Below are 16,586 nucleotides of genomic sequence, written 5' to 3'. Positions count from 1 at the left end.
ACCAATTCCTGAGGGGACACCGAAATGCGCATGACAATCAAATCGAAACTGGTTCTGGCCTATGGCTTCCTCATCCTCATGCTGTGCGGCACGGCCACCTACGGCATCCTGAGCCTGGGCACGCTGAACAACACGCTCAGCACCATCCTCACCGGCCCGTCCGAACGCCTGCAATTGGCGATGACAATTTATAGCGAGCAACTCCAGCAAATCCGCCAGCAGAAGAACCTGCTGCTCGCCGCCACCCCTGAAGAAAGCAAGGACGCGCTCGACAAGAGTGACGCCCATCGCATCGCCTTCAACGACGCCCTTTCCGCCGCCGAAGCCAAGGCGACGGAACAGGGCAAGGCGATCTGGAACCAGGTGCGCGTGCTCGACGCCGAGTACAACAAGGAGGAAGACCGCATCCGCGCATTGGCCAAGATGGGCAACATCGCCGGGGCGCTGCAAATCTCGGTCACCGAAAACCGCGCCACCGTTGCCGACATCGACAAGCTGCTCGCAGAGATCATCGCGCTGGAGCGCAGCCGGTTGACGGAGGCAGGCGTCTCCTCCGAAGAACAATATGTCTCGACCCGCATGATCATGATCGCCGTCGCTGCCGCGGCCTTCTTCGTGGCTGTCATCGCGGCCATCTGGATATCGCTGACCATCAGCCGCGGCCTCAATCGCGCCATCGGCGCTGTCCGCGATGTGGCGGAAGGCGATCTGACCAAGATGGCCGAAATCACCAATCGCGACGAGATCGGCGACCTGCTCGGCCATGTCAACACGATGATCGAGCGCCTGCGCGGCGTCGTTGCCGACGCACTCTCGGCCTCCGACAACGTTTCCTCCGGCAGCCAGGAGCTTTCCGCAAGCTCCGAGACCCTCTCCCAGGGCGCGACGGAACAGGCATCGTCTGCCGAAGAGGCCTCCGCCTCGATGGAAGAGATGGCCTCGAACATCAAGCAGAACGCCGACAACGCCGCGCAGACGGAAAAGATCGCCCGCCAGTCGTCCAAGGACGCTGAAGCTTCGGGCGAAGCGGTGGGCCGCGCGGTCGGCGCCATGCGCACCATCGCGGAGAAGATCTCCATCGTGCAGGAAATCGCCCGCCAGACCGACCTGCTCGCCCTCAATGCGGCCGTGGAAGCGGCGCGCGCCGGCGAACATGGCAAGGGCTTTGCGGTCGTTGCTTCGGAAGTGCGCAAGCTCGCCGAGCGCAGCCAGGCGGCCGCTGCCGAAATCAGCACGCTCTCCGGCCAGACGGTTTCCGTCGCCACCGAAGCCGGCGACATGCTGAACCGGCTGGTGCCGGACATCCGCAAGACCGCGGAACTCGTCTCGGAAATCTCCGCCGCCTGCCGCGAGCAGGATATCGGCGCCTCGCAGATCAACGAGGCGATCCAGCAGCTCGACAAGGTGACCCAGCAGAATGCCGGCGCCTCGGAAGAAATGTCGGCGACCTCCGAAGAGCTGGCCACGCAGGCCGAAGAGCTGCAGGCATCCATCGCCTTCTTCCGCGTCGACAACGCCTCCCGCAAGGACGCAGGCCACGCCGAGAAGCTGCGCGCAACCGCAGCGAAGATGGCCGCCCCCGCCGCCAAGCGTCCCGCGTCACCGGCCTATCGTCCGGCTCCTGCAGCCAAGGCCACCCAAGGCAACGGCTTTGCCCTCGACCTGTCGATGGGCGCGCCCGATGCCGACGACGCGAACTTCCGCCAGACGGCCTGACTTGCGGCAACGAGGATGGCGCACCCGCAGCAGGGTGCGCCGAAAAATCGATCCGCTGCCTTGCCCTCCAGAAGCTGAAGGGCGGCGCGGGCGCCGACGACGCAGACTTCAGGGAAAGCGCTTGATCATGACCGGCACCTCTTCCGAATCCCAATATGTCACCTTCTCTCTTGAAAACGAGGTCTTCGCGGTCCCCGTCTCCGTGGTCCGGGAAATCCTTGACCATGAGGAGGCTTTCAAGATCCCCCACGGACCGGAATACCTGCTCGGGCTTCGCGACGTGCGCGGCCAGGGCGTTCCGGTCATCGACCTGCGCCTTCGTCTCGGCATGACGAAGACCGAAAGGACGCCGCACACGCGCGCCCTGGTTCTCGATGTTCCGATCGGAGAAAAGGCCATCACCCTTGGCCTTGTCGCGGACCGCGTCTACGAGGTCATCCCCTTTCGCGACGATGAGATCGAGGGAGCGCCGGACATCGGCGTGCGCTGGCCGTCCGACTACATTGCCGGCGTCGTTCGGCGGAACGGCGGCTTCGTCGTGATCGTCGATCTTGCGCGCCTCTTCTCAAGCACGGAAGTGGCGATGATGGGCACGGCCAATCGCCTCGCCGCCACCGCATAATTTCAGGAGAGCGGCGTGGGAGCAGCATTGAGGGCGCAGACAGCAGACGAAGGCTTGAGCAGCCGGAATTTCGATGCACTGTCGCGCTATATCTACGATTACAGCGGCATCAAGATGCCGATCTCGAAACAGACGATGCTGGAGGGCCGCCTGCGGCGGCGGCTTCGGGCGACTGGCGTCTCGAATCTGAACGACTATTGCGACTATCTCTTCAAGCGTGGCGGAATGGACAAGGAAGCGATCTTCCTTATCGATGCCGTGACGACGAACAAGACGGACTTCTTCCGGGAGCCGAAGCATTTCGACTATATGGTGCGTACCGCGCTGCCGGAGATGGTCGCCGCCGGACATAGACGCCTGCGCGTGTGGAGTTCAGCCTGTTCGACAGGTGCCGAGCCCTACACGCTGGCAATGCTATTGCAGGATTTTGTCGAAACCACGCACGGCATAGACTATCGCATTCTCGCAACCGACCTTTCGACCACCGTGCTGCAGGCCGCACATCGCGGTATCTACCCGCGCGAGATGGTCCAGCCCGTGCCGGCGGAGATGCAGCGCCGTTACGTCATGACCGCGCGCGATCCCTCGCACGGCGACGTGCGCATCCATCCGCACCTGCGCTCGACCGTCGGCTTTGCCCGCATGAACCTCATGGACAGCCCCTACAAGGTGGGCGAGCCGATGCACATGATCTTCTGCCGCAACGTGCTGATCTATTTCGACAAGCAGACGCAGGCGAAAGTGCTGTCGCAGCTGTGCGATTGCCTCGTGCCCGGAGGCTTTCTCTATATTGGCCATTCCGAAACGGTCGCCGGCGTCAGCCTGCCGGTGCACCAGGTCGCCAACACGATTTTCAAGAAGATCTGATGCCCCTACCGACCAGGAAAATCCGCGTTCTCATCATCGACGATTCGGCGAGCGTACGTCAGGCGCTGACCCATGTGCTGGAGCAGGACCCGGATATCGAGGTGATGGGGGCCGCGTCAGACCCTTTCATGGCGGCGAAGAAAATCCAGGAGGAGTTGCCGGATGTCATCACGCTGGATGTGGAAATGCCGCGCATGGACGGCATCACCTTCCTGCGCAAGATAATGGCGCAGCGGCCTATCCCCGTCGTCATGTGCTCTTCGCTGACCGAGGAAGGCTCGCAAACGCTGATGCAGGCGCTGGAGGCCGGTGCGGTCGATGTCATCCTGAAGCCGAAGATCGGCGCGGCTGACCATCTGGCCGAATCCGGCACCCGTATCCGCGAGGCGGTGAAGGGCGCCGCCGTCGCCCGGCTCGGCAGAAACCGGCGCGAGATCGCACCAGGCATGCCGACGGCAAAGCTCACCGCCGACGCCGTACTGCCGCCGCCCGACGGCCGCGCCATGGCCAAGACCACGGAAATGGTCGTGTGTATCGGGGCTTCGACCGGCGGGACCGAGGCGCTGCGCGTGCTGCTCGAACAGTTGCCGGCCAATTCTCCCGGCATCGTCATCGTCCAGCATATGCCGGATAAATTCACCGCCGCCTTCGCGCAGCGGCTGAACACCCTTTGCGAAATGGAAGTCAAGGAGGCCGTGCAGGGCGATCCGGTGCTGCGCGGTCATGTGCTGATCGCGCCCGGCGACAAGCATATGATGCTGGAGCGACAGGGTGCGCGCTATCATGTCACGGTGCGCCAGGGCCCCCTCGTCTCGCGGCACCGGCCGTCCGTCGATGTGCTCTTCCGTTCCGCCGCCCGTGCGGCGGGCGGAAACGCAATGGGCGTCATCCTGACCGGCATGGGCGACGATGGCGCGCGCGGAATGAACGAGATGCATCAGGCTGGCGCCTATACCGTCGCGCAGGACGAAGCGACCTCCATCGTCTTCGGCATGCCGAAAGAGGCGATCGCCCATGGCGGCGTCGACAGGATCCTGCCGCTCGACCAGATCGCCCGCGAGATCCTCGCCGCCGACCGTCGCCGCTGAAACCTCCTATCATTTTGTTTTTATGTAATTATAAGCAAAAATTTCGCCGGAATTTTCTCACGTTTTTACCTATCGCTAACCATGATTGGCGAGAATGGAGAAGCACCATGCAAGGTGTCTGGCGAGCGATGACCGGCTCACGAACCGTTCGGGGAACCCCATGCCCGTCATCACCTTCGCCAACACCAAGGGCGGGGCCGGCAAGACCACCGCCGTGCTGCTGCTTGCGACGGAACTTGCCCGCCTCGGCTTCCGCGTCTCGGTGCTCGATGCCGACCCCCAGCACTGGATCACCCGCTGGCACGAAAATTCTCAAGGGGTCATGGGCAACCGCCTGACCGTCGTGCCCTATGTCACCATGAGCACGATCGACCGGCAGGTCACCGAGGAGAGGGCGCGCGCCGATTTCGTGCTGATCGACCTGCCGGGCTCGCGCAGTTCCCTGCTCGCAAAGGCCGTCGGCTATGCCGACTACGTGCTTATCCCCGTCCAGGGCTCGGCCATGGACGCGCAAGGCGGCGCAAATGTCATCGAACTGCTTCAATATCTCGAGGACAAGGCGGATATCCGCATCCGCCATTCCGTCGTGCTCACCCGCGTCAACTCCATGGTAACGACGCGTGCGATGCATGCGGTGAAGGACCTGCTTGCCGCCCGCCGCGTGCACCTGCTGGAAACGCCGATCACCGAACGCGCCGCGTTCCGCGACATGTTCGGCTGCGGCGGCACGCTCTATTCGATGGATGCAAGGCGCGTCAGCAATCTCGACAAGGCGCAGGAAAATGCGCGCGCGCTGGCGCTCGAAGTGCTGAAGCAAATTCCGGCCACCCGTTACGCCGGCGCGCCGAGCCTCCGGAACGTCGCCTGAAGGCTTGAGGTTGCCGCCCACTTCTCTTCCGTCACGCGGAGGAAGGGCTGCCGAGGCTCGGCTTCTCAATGGAAAAGAGAGGTCCAGAAATGGAAAAGCCTGCCGCGGGAGGAGGTGCGGCAGGCTTTCCGATAGAACCGAATGACGACTGGGAGGAGGAGTGTCGTCATTCCAGCAGTCGGCCCTGGGAGGAGGAGTGGGCCTTCTGCAAACATCGAAGCTTCGTGGGAGGAGGTACGTTGCTTCGATAAATATGACTATATACGATTCCTGGTTATTTCATAGGCATCGTTTTGCAATGCAGCTATGCGCTATGCGCTTGTCACATATCTCAACCCTGCCGTTTCCATCAGGAAGCATGTTCTACTTCGCACATGCAAAAACGCCCGCCGAAGGGCGGGCGTCTTCAAATTCTACCGACTTGCGGTGTGTCGATCAGAAGCCGACTGCAGCGCGGGCAACCGTCTTGATTTCCGAACGCTCGATACCGAGATCGCGCAGTTCGCGCGTGGTCATGCGGTCGAGTTCGTTGACGGTCTGACGGTACTTGCGCCAATTGCTGAAGGAACGTGCCATGTTCATGATGATCCCCTTTCGTGAGGCTCTCTGTTCGGCACCGGTCCGTGGCGCCGCGTCTTTCGATGGCCGCTTTATAGCTGAATGCTGCAATGCAGAATAGCGCAAAGCAAGCACGTCACCCATGCGATCGCTGCATAGGTCTACAACGCCTGCCGGGCGGACGCCCCGGCCCTTTCCATCACGCCGCGCGGGCGGCGCTTTCCTCCTTCAGGAAAACGGAGAGACGCTTCAGCCCCTCGCGCAGGATCGCCTCGCCGTTCGCATAGCCGATGCGCAGATACCCCTCCATGTCCATGGCGCTGCCGGGCGTCAGCATGACGCCCGTGCGTTCCAGCAGCCGCACGCAGAAGGCTTGCGAGGTGAGCGGCAGTTCGTATTTCAGCAACGCCGTCGTGCCCGATTTCGGCTTCACCCAGGAGATCAGCGGCTCGCCGGCCACCCATTCGGCAAGGACCGCGAGGTTGCGCCGGGTGATGGCGTGGCTGCGCGCCAGAATCCGGTCGCGGTTTTCCAGCGCGATGGCGGCGAAATGGTCGTCCAGCATGCCGACGCTGATCGTGTTGTAGTCCCGGTGGATGGAGACCGCGCGCAAGAAGTCCTTCGGTCCGACGATCCAGCCGAGGCGAAGCCCCGCAAGGGAATAGGTCTTGGACATGCTGCCGGTGCTGATGCCCTTTTCGTAGAGATCGGCGATGGAGGCGGTCATGCCGTCGCCGTCCTGATCAGTGCCGCGATAGACCTCGTCGCAGAGGATCCACGCGCCGCAGCCGCGGGCAATCTCGACGACCTGACGCAGGAAATCCCGGTCCATCAGCGAGCCGGTCGGGTTGTTGGGGTTGTTGAGGCAGATGAGCTTCGTTCCGGGTGTCGCAAGCGTGCGCAACTCCGCCAGATCCGGCAGGAAGCCGTGCTGCGCTGTCAGCGTCAGGATGTTCACGTCCGCGCCAAAGCTTTCCGGGATGGAATAGTGCTGCTGGTAGGTCGGCAGGACGGAGATGACGCGGTCGCCGGGCTCCACCAGCGTCTCGTGCACCAGCGCATTGGCGCCGATCGCGCCATGGGTGACGACGACATTCTCGATCGCCTGCTTTTCATACATGCCGGCAATCAGGCCGCGCAGCCGCTCGCTGCCCTCGATCGCGCCATAGGTCAGCTTCATCGGCAGGAGTTCGGCAAGGATGTCATCCCGCTTGCCGGCCATGTCCAGCAGCTCCTCGACCGTCAGCGATTCCACGCAGGTCTCCGCGAGATTCAGCTCGCAGTCGTTCTCGTAGCGGTTCATCCAGATCTCGACGCCGAAATCGCGTATCTTCATGGCGGGGTCCTTTCGGGTTAGAAGACGGCATGCGGCGGGGCCGCCCCCTCGATGGTGGAACGGTATGAGCAATATATTGCACAGTCAAGAACGCGGCGACGTGCTCGCCCATGTCTCCGGCAACCTGCGCCGCTTTCGCCAGGCGGCGGGCCTCAGCCAGGCGGCGCTGGCCGAAGCCTCCGGCATCAGCCGGCGCATGATCGTGGCGCTGGAAGGGGGCGATGCGAATATCAGCCTGTCCAGCCTCGACAAGCTGGCGGCCGCCATGGGCGTCGGCTTCGTCGATCTCGTGCGCGACCCGACGCGCGCGCCCTCCGCCGAAATCAACGAGGTCACCTGGCGCGGGGCCAGCCCGCAAAGCAACGCCGTGCTGCTCGGCTCCGCCCCGGCAACGACGGAGGCGCAGATGTGGCTCTGGTCGCTCGGCCCCGGCGAGCGCTACGATGCGGAGCCGGACCCGGCCGGCTGGCACGAAATGCTCTTCGTGACCCAGGGCACGTTGCGGCTCGAGGTTTCCGGCGCGGTAAGGGACCATACGGCGGGAAGTTTTACGGTCTATCGCACCGACCAGACCTATGCCTATGCCAATCCCGGCGAGGTTCCCGTCCGCTTCGTGCGCAACGTGATTTCCTGATCCTCAGCCGCTTGCCAGCGTCCAGAGGATGCCGGCAAGCGCCGCAAGGCCGAGCGTCAGCAGCACGGACGCCTTGAGGCGGAAGAGCGCGAAGGCGGCAGCGGCGGCAAGCAGTGCGGCGGGAAGGACGAGTGTCGCCGCCACCGGCAGCTCGATGCGCAGCGGCCCGGCGGCAAACAACCTCACTTCGGCAAACAGCGTGTGCACGGCAAACCAGACGGCAAGGTTGAGGATGACGCCGACGACGGCGGCCGTGATGGCCGACATCGCGCCCGACAGCGCCGCATGGCCGCGCAGCTTCTCGATGAAGGGAGCGCCGAGGAAGATCCAGAGAAAGCAGGGCACGAAGGTGACCCAGGTGGTGAGGATGGCGGCCAGCGTCGCCGCCACCATCGGGTCGAGCCCGCCCGGATCGCGCCATGCGCCGAGGAAACCGACGAATTGCAGCACCATGATCAGCGGCCCCGGTGTCGTTTCAGCCATGCCGAGCCCGTCGAGCATTTCGCCGGGCTTCAGCCAGCCATAGTGCTGCACGGCCTCCTGCGCCACATAGGCGAGCGCCGCATAGGCCCCGCCGAAGGTGACGACCGCCATCTTGCTGAAGAAGGCTCCGATCTGCGTGAAGACGCTGTTGCCGCCCGCGAAGAACCAGATCAGCACGACAGGGCCGAGCCAGAGACAGAGCAGCACCGCCGAGATTTTCAGCGACCAGCCAAGGCTCGGCCGCGCATGGGCGGGCGTCGCCTCACCGAGCAGCGAATCCCGGTCCTTCAACACCGCACCGCTCGCCGCCGCATGGCCGCCCGCCGTGCGGAAGAAACGATTTCCGGCTTTCGAGCCTAGATAACCGACAACAGCCGCCAGAAGAATGATCAGCGGAAACGGCACCTTGAAGGCGAAGATGGCAAGGAAGGCGGCACCGGCGATGGCCACCATCGCCGGATTGACCAGCGCCCGGCTGCCGATGCGGAACACCGCCTGCACGACAACGGCGAGCACCGCCGCCTTGAGACCGAAGAACAGGCCCTCGACAAGGCTGGCATCGCCGAAGATGACATAGACATAGCTCAGCGCGAGGATGGCGATAAAACCCGGCAGGATGAAGAGCAGGCCGGCGACAAGGCCGCCGAGTGTCCTGTGCATCAGCCAGCCGATATAGACGGCGAGCTGCTGCGCCTCCGGCCCCGGCAGCAACATGCAATAGTTCAGCGCGTGCAGGAAGCGGCTCTCGCCGATCCAGCGTTTCTCGTCAACGACAATGCGGTGCATGACGGCGATCTGCCCGGCCGGACCGCCGAAGCTGAGCGCCGCCACCCGTGCCCAGACGCGCAGCGCCTCGCCGAAGGGCACGCCATGGCCGCAAGGCTCTGCGGCAGTGCCGCCCGTCACGTCCCCCTTTTCTTCACCGCGATCGATCGCGGCGGCCCCCTCGCCTGCCAAGGCGGGGGCGGGCTTGACGGAAGGGTTCGACAGCATTATTAAACCTATAAGTTAATTAACCGGACGGATAAATTCGTGAGCGACCCGTTGAGCCTGACCTTCGCCGCCCTCGCGGACCCGACTCGCCGCGCCATCCTCGCACGTCTTTCTGAAGGGGATGCGACAGTGAACGAGATTGCCGCACCTTTCGACATGAGCCTGCCGGCGGTCTCGAAGCATCTGAAGGTGCTGGAGGCGGCCGGGCTCATCACCCGCAGCCGCACCGCGCAGTGGCGCCCCTGCCATCTGGAGGCCGGACCGCTGGAGGGAGCGAACGACTGGATCTCCGGTTACCGCCGCTTCTGGGAGGCAAGCTTCGACCGGCTCGACGGCTATCTGCGGGAATTGCAGGCCGGCGACCCGGACAAGAAGAACTGAGGAGGACCCCATGCAGCAGACCATCCGGACGAGCGAACCCATCGGCCTTGTCATCGAACGCCTGATCGACGCGCCCGTCGCGCTCGTCTTCAGGGTCTGGACGACGCCGGAACACCTGGCCCGCTGGCTGGGGCCGAAGGATTTCACGCCGCACTCGATCCGCATGGATTTCCGCCCCGGCGGCGACTGGTCCGCCATTATCCGCTCGCCGGAGGGCGCTGAGTACCCGATGGGCGGCGTCTACCGCGAGATTGACCAGAACCGCCGCCTCGCCTTCACCTTCCGCTGGACCGGGGAAGACGAGCCGGACACGCTGGTGACCGTAACCTTCGAGCCCAATGGCGAGAAAACCCGCCTGACCTTCGCGCAGACGCCGTTCGAGACGATCGAGTCCCGCGACAGCCATCTCGACGGCTGGGGCGAATGCCTCGACCGGCTCACTGCCTACATCCTGCAAAACCACGTGTGAGGAGAAAGCGATGAAAAGAACGTTCCACGGCAGTTGCCATTGCCGCGCCGTCCGCTACGAATGCGTGCTCGACCTTGATGAGGGCCTGCGCCGCTGCAACTGCTCCTTCTGCCGGCGCGCGCGCATGCTGAAGACCTTCACGAAACGGGAGGATTTCAAGCTTCTCTCCGGCGAGGATCATCTTCTCACCTACCGCGCCGAGGATTCGAGCTGGCCGGAGGGCGATGTCGACCACTTCTTCTGCAGGAACTGCGGTATCCGCCCCTTCTCGCGCGGCTATCTCGAGGAGTTCATGGGGCATTTCTATTGCATCCATGCCGGCACGCTGGACGATGTCAGCGAAGAAGAACTCAGCGCCGCGCCGATGATCTACGAGAACGGCATGGCGGACGACCATGAAAACCGGCCGCCCTTCACGGCGCATCTGTAACCCCGAAAAGCGTTGCGCCGGACGGATGATCCGCTAGGGTCGTGCCGCCGGCGCAGGCAGCGAGCCGCGCACCGCTTCCGGGGACTGTCGGAACTGGTCGCGGACGAGTCGCAGACAGGCTGCACTGGCACCGAACGAGGCCCTAAAATCGGCCTCAACTATTCATCGGGGTCATGAGCATGGCAGAGTTTCCGCAGAAGGCGAAGGTCGTCATCATCGGTTTGGGTGGCATCGTGGGCGCGTCCATCGCCCACCATCTCATTGAGCGCGGTTGGGACGACATCGTGGGCATCGACAAGTCGGGCGTCCCGACCGACATCGGTTCGACGGCGCATGCCTCGGACTTCTGCTACACGACGAGCCACGACTATCTGTCGGTCTGGACCACGCAATACTCTGTCGATTTCTACGAAAAGATGGGCCACTACGCCCGCATCGGCGGCCTCGAAGTCGCCCGCACCGGCGATGACGCCTGGATGGAAGAGATCAAGCGCAAGCTTTCCTCCGCCAGGGCGTTCGGCACCCGCGCCCACTACGTCTCCCCATCCGAGATCAAGGAGATGTTCCCGCTGATCGAGGAGGACCAGGTCATGGGCGGCCTGTTCGATCCCGATGCCGGTCTTGTCATCCCGCGCTCGCAGACTGTTGCCGGCAAGCTGGTCGATGCCGCCGAGAAATCCGGCAAGCTGCAGGTCTACGGCAACACGCCGGCCACCGCACTGATCGTCGAGAAGGGACGCATCAAGGGCGTCGTTACCCATCGCGGCACCATCATGGCCGACCATGTCGTCGTCTGCGCCGGCATCTGGGGCCGCCTGATCGCCGAAATGGTCGGCGAGGACCTGCCGGTCATGCCGGTCGACCACCCGCTCACCTTCTTCGGGCCCTACAACGAGTTCGAGGGCACCGGCAAGGAAATCGGCTATCCGCTGCTGCGCGACCAGGGCAACTCCGCCTATATGCGCGACACGGGCGACCCGAAGACCACCGAGGGCGGTCAGATCGAGTGGGGCTACTACGAGACGACCAATCCGCGCCTCTGCCACCCGCGCGACATCCTCGAAAAGCACGAGGCGCGCCTGTCGCCCTCGCAGCGCGATCTCGACATGGAGCAAATCCTCGAGCCGCTGGAAAAGGCCATGGAACTGACGCCGATCCTCGGCGAGCTCGGTTACAATGAAGGCCACTCCTTCAACGGCCTGCTGCAGGTTTCGGCCGGCGGCGGCGCGTCCTGCGGCGAGAGCCAGAAGGTGCGCGGCCTGTGGTACTGCGTTGCCATCTGGGTCAAGGATGGCCCGGGCTATGGCAAGCTGATCGCCGACTGGATGACCGACGGCCGGACCGAGATCGACCACAACAGCGTCGACTATGCCCGCTTCTATCCGCACCAGCTGGAAGAGAAGTTCATCGAGGGTCGCACCTTCGAGGCCGCGCAGAAGATCTACTTCCCGGCCGTGCACAACCGCGAACCCTATGCGTCCGGGCGCGGCGTCAAGCGCTCGCCGTTCCATGAGCGCGAGAAGGAACTCGGCGGCTACTTCATGGAACTCGGCGGCTGGGAACGGGCGCACGGCTATGCAGCCAACGAGCACCTGCTGGAGAAATACGGCGACCGCGTACCGATGCGCGAGAACGAATGGGACAGCCGCCACTTCTGGCGCGTTTCCAACGCCGAGCATCTGGCGATGAGTGAGGATTGCGGCATCGTCAACCTTTCGCACTTCCACATGGTGGATATCGAGGGGCCGGACCATGTCGAGCTGCTGGAATGGCTCTGCGCCGCCAAGATCGGCGGCGACGGCAATATCGGCAAGGGTGTCTACACCCACTTCCTCGACGACGAGGGCATGGTGCGCGCCGACTTCACCGTCTTCCGCATGGCCGACCGCTGCCGCCTGGTGAACGGCGCCGATGCCGGCCCGCGCGACTTCCACTACATGAAGCGCGTTGCCGAGGACCGCGGCCTCGACGTCACCATCACCGACGTCTCGGAAAAGTTCATCACCATCGGCATCTGGGGCCCGAACGCCCGCGAGACGCTGAAGAAGGTGGTTCCGGACCCTGATGGCCTCGACATCGAGAACTTCGCCTTCGCTGCGATCAAGCCGATCGAGATCGCCGGCAAGCCGGTCACCGCCTTCCGCATCTCCTATGTCGGCGAGCAGGGCTGGGAACTGCACATGAAATACGAGGACGGCCTTGCCGTCTGGGATGCGCTGCGCGCCACGGGTGTCATGGCCTTCGGCGTCGAGACCTATGCCAACTCGCGCCGCATGGAAAAGAGCCTGCGCCTGCAGAACGCCGACCTTCTCACCCAGTACAACCTCATCGAGGCCGACCTTGCCCGCCCGAAGGTCAAGGAAGCCGATTTCCGCGGCAAGGCCAAGCACCTGGATTACAAGGCGCGCGACCACCAGCCCGCCATGCTCTGCACGCTCGTCATGACGGAGAATACCGACAGCACCGGCGTCAAGCGCTACCCGCTCGGCAACCTGCCGGTCATGGATCCGGCAACCGGTGAAGTGCTGGTCGATGAACTAGGCCGCCGCTCCTACACCACCTCCATCGCCTTCGGTCCGACCATCGGCAAGAACATCGCGCTGGCCTACCTGCCGCACGCCTATTGCCAGGAAGGCCGCAAGCTGAACATCGAGTACTTCGCCGAGACCTACCCGGTCGAGGTGGTCGGCATCGGCTACAAGCCGCTATATGATCCCGAGAACCTGAAGCCGCGGACGTAAGCGGGCCGCGAAGATCGAGCAATAGGGCGCGCCAGCATTGCCGGCGCGCTTTTTTCTTCCCGATCAGCGCACCATCACCCCGTTCTCCGCCACGAGCCGGCCTTCCTTGAACACCCGGCGCGGCTTCGGCACCGCCACCACCGCCTCCGGCACATGCTCGGCGTCGAGCGTCACGAAATCCGCCTTCGCACCAACGGCAATGCCGTAGCCTTCAAGGCCAAGCGCCTTCGCGCCCGCGGCCGTCACCACGTCGAAGGCGGCGGCGAGATCCTCGTCGGTGTAGAAGCCGGAGCGGTAGCCGATCATCATGGCGCGGCCGAGCATGTCGCCGTCACCATAGGGCCACCAGGAATCGCGGATATTGTCGCTGCCGCTGAAGACCGTGACGCCCTCTGCCCGCAAAAGGGCCACCGGTGGGAAAGCGTGGTTGCCGGGCGCATTCGTCATGATCGAGATACCTGCCGCAGCAATCCTCGCGCCGATACGGCGGGCGGCATCCGCATCGAGATCGCCGAGGCCGTAGGCATGGCTGATCGCCACCCTGCCCTGCATGCCGAGCGCCACCGTGCGGGCGCAGATCTCCTCCACCGTGAAAGCGCCGAGCGAGCCGAAATCGTGCAGGTGGATATCGACGCCGACGCCGCGCTTTTCGGCCACGCCGAAGACGACGTCGAGATGGCCTTGCAGGTCGCGGTCGAAGCTTGCCGGGTCGAGCCCGCCGACAAGATCGGCGCCGAGACCGATCGCCTCGTCGAGAAGTTCGGGCGTGCCGGGGCTTTTCAGAATGCCGTTCTGCGGGAAGGCGACGAGCTGGATATCGATGATGCCGCGATAGGCTTCCCGGACTTTCAGGATCGTCTCCAGCGATTTCAGCCCCACCGAGCCGTCGACCATGACGTGGCTGCGCATCTGGAGAGAGCCGTTTGCGACGCAAAGTTCGAGCTGCTTGCGGGCGCGCTCCTCCATCGGGGCCGCCCGCGCCATGTTCTCGGCCTGGAAGGCGACGCGCTCGTGCACGTCAAAGCCGTTGGTGCAGGGTTTGTGCGCGATCCACTTGTCGCCGTAGAAGCTGGTATCGAGATGGATATGTCCCTCGACAAAGCCCGGCACCAGCAGCGCGCCGGCGATGTCCACCTGCGGGGATGCGCCCGTGCCCGTGCCGGCAGGCGCAATGGAGCTGACACGGCCGTTCGTAACGCCGATATCCTTCAGCGAACCATCGCCAAGCTTCGCATTGGTGAACAGGGTGTCGATAACGGCCATGATCTCACGCCTCCGTTTGCGCGCAGTTCGACCCGCCCTCCGGGAGCGGATCGCAATGGCACGCAATAAGATGCGGAAAGCCTATGCGGTCAATAGGCCGCCGCGACGGTCGCCGAACCCAGCACCACGATGGGCGTGCCATTCTGTACGCGGTTGAAGAGATCGATGATGTCCTGGTTCAGCATGCGCACGCAACCGGAGGAGACCGACTTGCCGATCGTCCACCATTCCGGCGAACCGTGGATGCGGTAGAGCGTATCTTCCTTGTTCTGGAAGATGTAGAGCGCGCGGGCGCCGAGGGGGTTCTTGAGGCCCGGCTCCATGCCGCCGTTGCGGATGCTGTAGGGCTCCAGTTCCGGCTGGCGGGCGACCATTTCGTCCGGCGGCGTCCAGCGCGGCCACTGACGCTTGTACTGGATGACACCGCGGCCGGCCCATTCGAAGCCGGCGCGGCCAAGGCCGACGCCGTAGCGCATGGCCTGTCCGTCCTCATAGGTGAGGTACAGGAAATGGCTCGCCGTATCGACGACGATCACGCCGGGCCGCTCGCCCGTCGGGTTCGGCACCATCTGGCGATAGAAGCGCGGATCGATCTTCTGGTAGGGAATGGCCGGCAGCGGGAACTGCTCTTCCGGCTTCGGCCCGTACATGGCGGCGTAGATGCTGGTATCGACCGGTTCGGGCTCGATGGCGACCCTTTCGCGGACCGGCACGGTCGTGCAGCCGGCAAGAACCGTGGTCGCCAGTCCTGCGCTGCCGAGCAGGAAGGACCGGCGGGTTACGCTTTCACCACTCAATACGGGATCCTCACATCAATCGTCATAGGGATCGGCAAGCGCGGCCTCGGGCCGGCTGACCGGGTACTTTGTGCGCGAAATACGGGCGGCCATGCCCTTCGCGCCTTGCTGCTTCAAAAGCGAGCGGAAGCTCGGATGCATGCCGCCGTCCGAATAGGCGAAACTGGAAACCGGCGTTGCGCCGGCAAAAGCCGCATCCAGCTTCTTTTGTTCCGCACCGATCTTCGCCATCAGGTCGTTTTCTGCGCCATCGACGGTCGCGGGGCATTGCGCCAGCGGGTCGCTAGGCTCGCCGGTGGCGAATTCCTTGTTGAACATGTAGCGGCCGCCGCAGACGGAAACCTTCGGCTGACGCTTCGTGAAGGCGAAGGCGTCATAGCCTTCCTTCAGTGTGCGCCAGAACGGCATGTTCGGGTCATCCTTGTGCCGCGCCATGTTTTCCGTGGTCATGCGGAAGGGATAGGCCTGCACCTGGAAGCGCTGCTGTCCGCCGTCGAGCGCTTTCTTCACGATGGCGTAGATCTCGCCGACGCCCTGGTCGGTCATGGCGTAGCAACCCGACGACGAGCAGGCGCCATGCACCATCAGCGAATCGCCGGTATAGCCGAGCGCCGATTCCAGCCGGTTCGGATAGCCGAGATTGAAGGAGACATAGTATTCCGAGTTCGGGTTCAGCATGCTCGCCGAGACGTGGTAGAAGCCCTCCGGCGCCTGGCGGTCGCCGCTCTTCGTCTTGGGGCCGAGCTTTCCGGACCAGCGGCACATCGGATAGGACTTGAAGAGCGCATACTGGCCGCTCGCATTGACCTTCCAGACCTCAAGCTCGCTTTCCTGCTTGAAGATGCGCACGAGGACGGGGCTTTCCGGCCGCATCTTCTTCTTCGACATCTCGGCTTTCACCTTGCTGGAAAGCTGCGGCGCCTCGGCAAGCGAGGCGACGTCCATGGCCATGCAGCCGGCAAGCAGGCTGCCGGCAACAGCCGCGGCGGCAAGGCGCGCGAGAAGCGGAAGCCGCAGGCGGCTGGTTTCACGAGAAAGACGGTGGCGAAGCGCAAACATGGGTCGTTTTCGGTTGTTAGGGGTCCTGGCGCGCCGCATCGGAACGGCGCATCTCAGCTTCAGAGTCCAAGCGATTGCTTAGAACTTCGTTAATCTTGCGGCCCTCATTGGCCCGTGCGCGGCATCATGCCCTGTCAGGTGCCCCGAATCCGGGGAGATTTCACGTTGCCCGAGCATAAACGCTCAAGCTGCTTGAGCTTCAAGACCAGATTTGCGGCTTTCTTTCGGCTTTCGATCACGCGGCGAACAAAAAAACGTCAGAAGCCTGCGCCGAACCGCCC

Annotated in this window: 16 protein-coding genes; 10 read left to right on the top strand and 6 right to left on the bottom strand. The window is 63.8% G+C overall.

Annotated features, from left to right (window positions below; translation table 11 throughout):
* The first annotated feature begins 24 nt into the window (after positions 1-24).
* The 5 genes from WA950_RS08250 (at position 25) to WA950_RS08230 (ending at position 5,161) form a co-directional block, all read left to right on the top strand.
* Positions 25-1,716: a methyl-accepting chemotaxis protein gene (locus tag WA950_RS08250; RefSeq protein ID WP_424551223.1), complete on the top strand. Its 1,692-nt coding sequence runs from the start codon at positions 25-27 to the stop codon at positions 1,714-1,716.
* A gap of 127 nt (positions 1,717-1,843) precedes the next feature.
* Entirely contained in the window at positions 1,844-2,338 is a 495-nt protein-coding gene (locus tag WA950_RS08245; protein ID WP_424551222.1) for a chemotaxis protein CheW, read from the top strand.
* 15 nt (positions 2,339-2,353) lie between these two features.
* Positions 2,354-3,205 carry a CheR family methyltransferase gene (locus WA950_RS08240; protein ID WP_424551221.1) on the top strand — a complete coding sequence of 284 codons (852 nt, stop codon included), beginning with the start codon at positions 2,354-2,356 and terminating at the stop codon, positions 3,203-3,205.
* Positions 3,205-4,293, top strand: coding sequence for a protein-glutamate methylesterase/protein-glutamine glutaminase (locus WA950_RS08235; protein WP_424551220.1), 1,089 nt, complete (start codon positions 3,205-3,207; stop codon positions 4,291-4,293). Before WA950_RS08240 ends, WA950_RS08235 begins: the two co-directional genes overlap by 1 nt.
* Positions 4,294-4,453: 160 nt before the next feature.
* A complete protein-coding gene (locus WA950_RS08230) occupies positions 4,454-5,161 on the top strand; it encodes an AAA family ATPase (RefSeq protein WP_424551219.1) in 708 nt (235 codons plus the stop codon).
* Positions 5,162-5,596: 435 nt separating this feature from the next.
* Here the strand turns inward: WA950_RS08230 and WA950_RS08225 are convergent, their stop codons facing one another.
* Together WA950_RS08225 and WA950_RS08220 are read right to left on the bottom strand one after the other, a co-directional pair.
* Positions 5,597-5,743 carry a DUF1127 domain-containing protein gene (locus tag WA950_RS08225; RefSeq protein ID WP_424551218.1) on the bottom strand — a complete coding sequence of 49 codons (147 nt, stop codon included), beginning with the start codon at positions 5,741-5,743 and terminating at the stop codon, positions 5,597-5,599.
* Between the two features lie 175 nt (positions 5,744-5,918).
* The gene (locus WA950_RS08220; protein ID WP_424551217.1) at positions 5,919-7,055 is read right to left on the bottom strand and encodes an aminotransferase; all 1,137 of its coding nucleotides are present in this window, start codon (positions 7,053-7,055) and stop codon (positions 5,919-5,921) included.
* Between the two features lie 76 nt (positions 7,056-7,131).
* Here WA950_RS08220 and WA950_RS08215 point away from each other — a divergent pair, with 76 nt between their 5' ends.
* The gene (locus WA950_RS08215; RefSeq protein ID WP_424551216.1) at positions 7,132-7,689 is read left to right on the top strand and encodes a helix-turn-helix domain-containing protein; all 558 of its coding nucleotides are present in this window, start codon (positions 7,132-7,134) and stop codon (positions 7,687-7,689) included.
* Between the two features lie 3 nt (positions 7,690-7,692).
* Here WA950_RS08215 and chrA read toward each other — a convergent pair whose 3' ends face one another.
* Positions 7,693-9,165 (bottom strand): chromate efflux transporter, encoded by a 1,473-nt coding sequence (gene chrA, locus WA950_RS08210; RefSeq protein ID WP_424551215.1) that lies wholly within the window; start codon positions 9,163-9,165, stop codon positions 7,693-7,695.
* Between the two features lie 39 nt (positions 9,166-9,204).
* On the opposite strand from chrA, the gene WA950_RS08205 reads away from it, so the two are divergent.
* The 4 genes from WA950_RS08205 to WA950_RS08190 all read left to right on the top strand — a co-directional run bounded on the left by WA950_RS08205 (position 9,205) and on the right by WA950_RS08190 (position 13,186).
* Positions 9,205-9,546 carry an ArsR/SmtB family transcription factor gene (locus WA950_RS08205; RefSeq protein WP_424551214.1) on the top strand — a complete coding sequence of 114 codons (342 nt, stop codon included), beginning with the start codon at positions 9,205-9,207 and terminating at the stop codon, positions 9,544-9,546.
* Positions 9,547-9,556: 10 nt separating this feature from the next.
* Positions 9,557-10,015 carry an SRPBCC family protein gene (locus tag WA950_RS08200; RefSeq protein WP_424551213.1) on the top strand — a complete coding sequence of 153 codons (459 nt, stop codon included), beginning with the start codon at positions 9,557-9,559 and terminating at the stop codon, positions 10,013-10,015.
* A 10-nt stretch (positions 10,016-10,025) separates the two neighbouring features.
* Positions 10,026-10,445, top strand: a complete 420-nt coding sequence (locus tag WA950_RS08195; protein ID WP_424551212.1) for a GFA family protein — start codon at positions 10,026-10,028, stop codon at positions 10,443-10,445.
* A 179-nt stretch (positions 10,446-10,624) separates the two neighbouring features.
* On the top strand, positions 10,625-13,186 hold the full coding sequence (locus WA950_RS08190) for a GcvT family protein (protein ID WP_424551211.1): 2,562 nt from the start codon (positions 10,625-10,627) through the stop codon (positions 13,184-13,186).
* A 63-nt stretch (positions 13,187-13,249) separates the two neighbouring features.
* Here WA950_RS08190 and WA950_RS08185 read toward each other — a convergent pair whose 3' ends face one another.
* The 3 genes from WA950_RS08185 to WA950_RS08175 all read right to left on the bottom strand — a co-directional run bounded on the left by WA950_RS08185 (position 13,250) and on the right by WA950_RS08175 (position 16,305).
* A complete protein-coding gene (locus tag WA950_RS08185; protein WP_424551210.1) occupies positions 13,250-14,449 on the bottom strand; it encodes an amidohydrolase family protein in 1,200 nt (399 codons plus the stop codon).
* 89 nt (positions 14,450-14,538) lie between these two features.
* On the bottom strand, positions 14,539-15,246 hold the full coding sequence (locus WA950_RS08180; RefSeq protein WP_424551209.1) for a L,D-transpeptidase: 708 nt from the start codon (positions 15,244-15,246) through the stop codon (positions 14,539-14,541).
* A 15-nt stretch (positions 15,247-15,261) separates the two neighbouring features.
* Complete coding sequence (locus WA950_RS08175; protein ID WP_424551208.1) at positions 15,262-16,305, bottom strand: L,D-transpeptidase family protein; 1,044 nt, start codon at positions 16,303-16,305, stop codon at positions 15,262-15,264.
* Between the last annotated feature and the right edge of the window lie 281 nt (positions 16,306-16,586).

The sequence above is a fragment of the Shinella sp. genome (assembly GCF_049651085.1).
Classification (GTDB): domain Bacteria; phylum Pseudomonadota; class Alphaproteobacteria; order Rhizobiales; family Rhizobiaceae; genus Shinella.
Note: the sequence above shows the minus strand (reverse complement) of the source record. Positions and strands in the feature narration are given on the sequence as shown.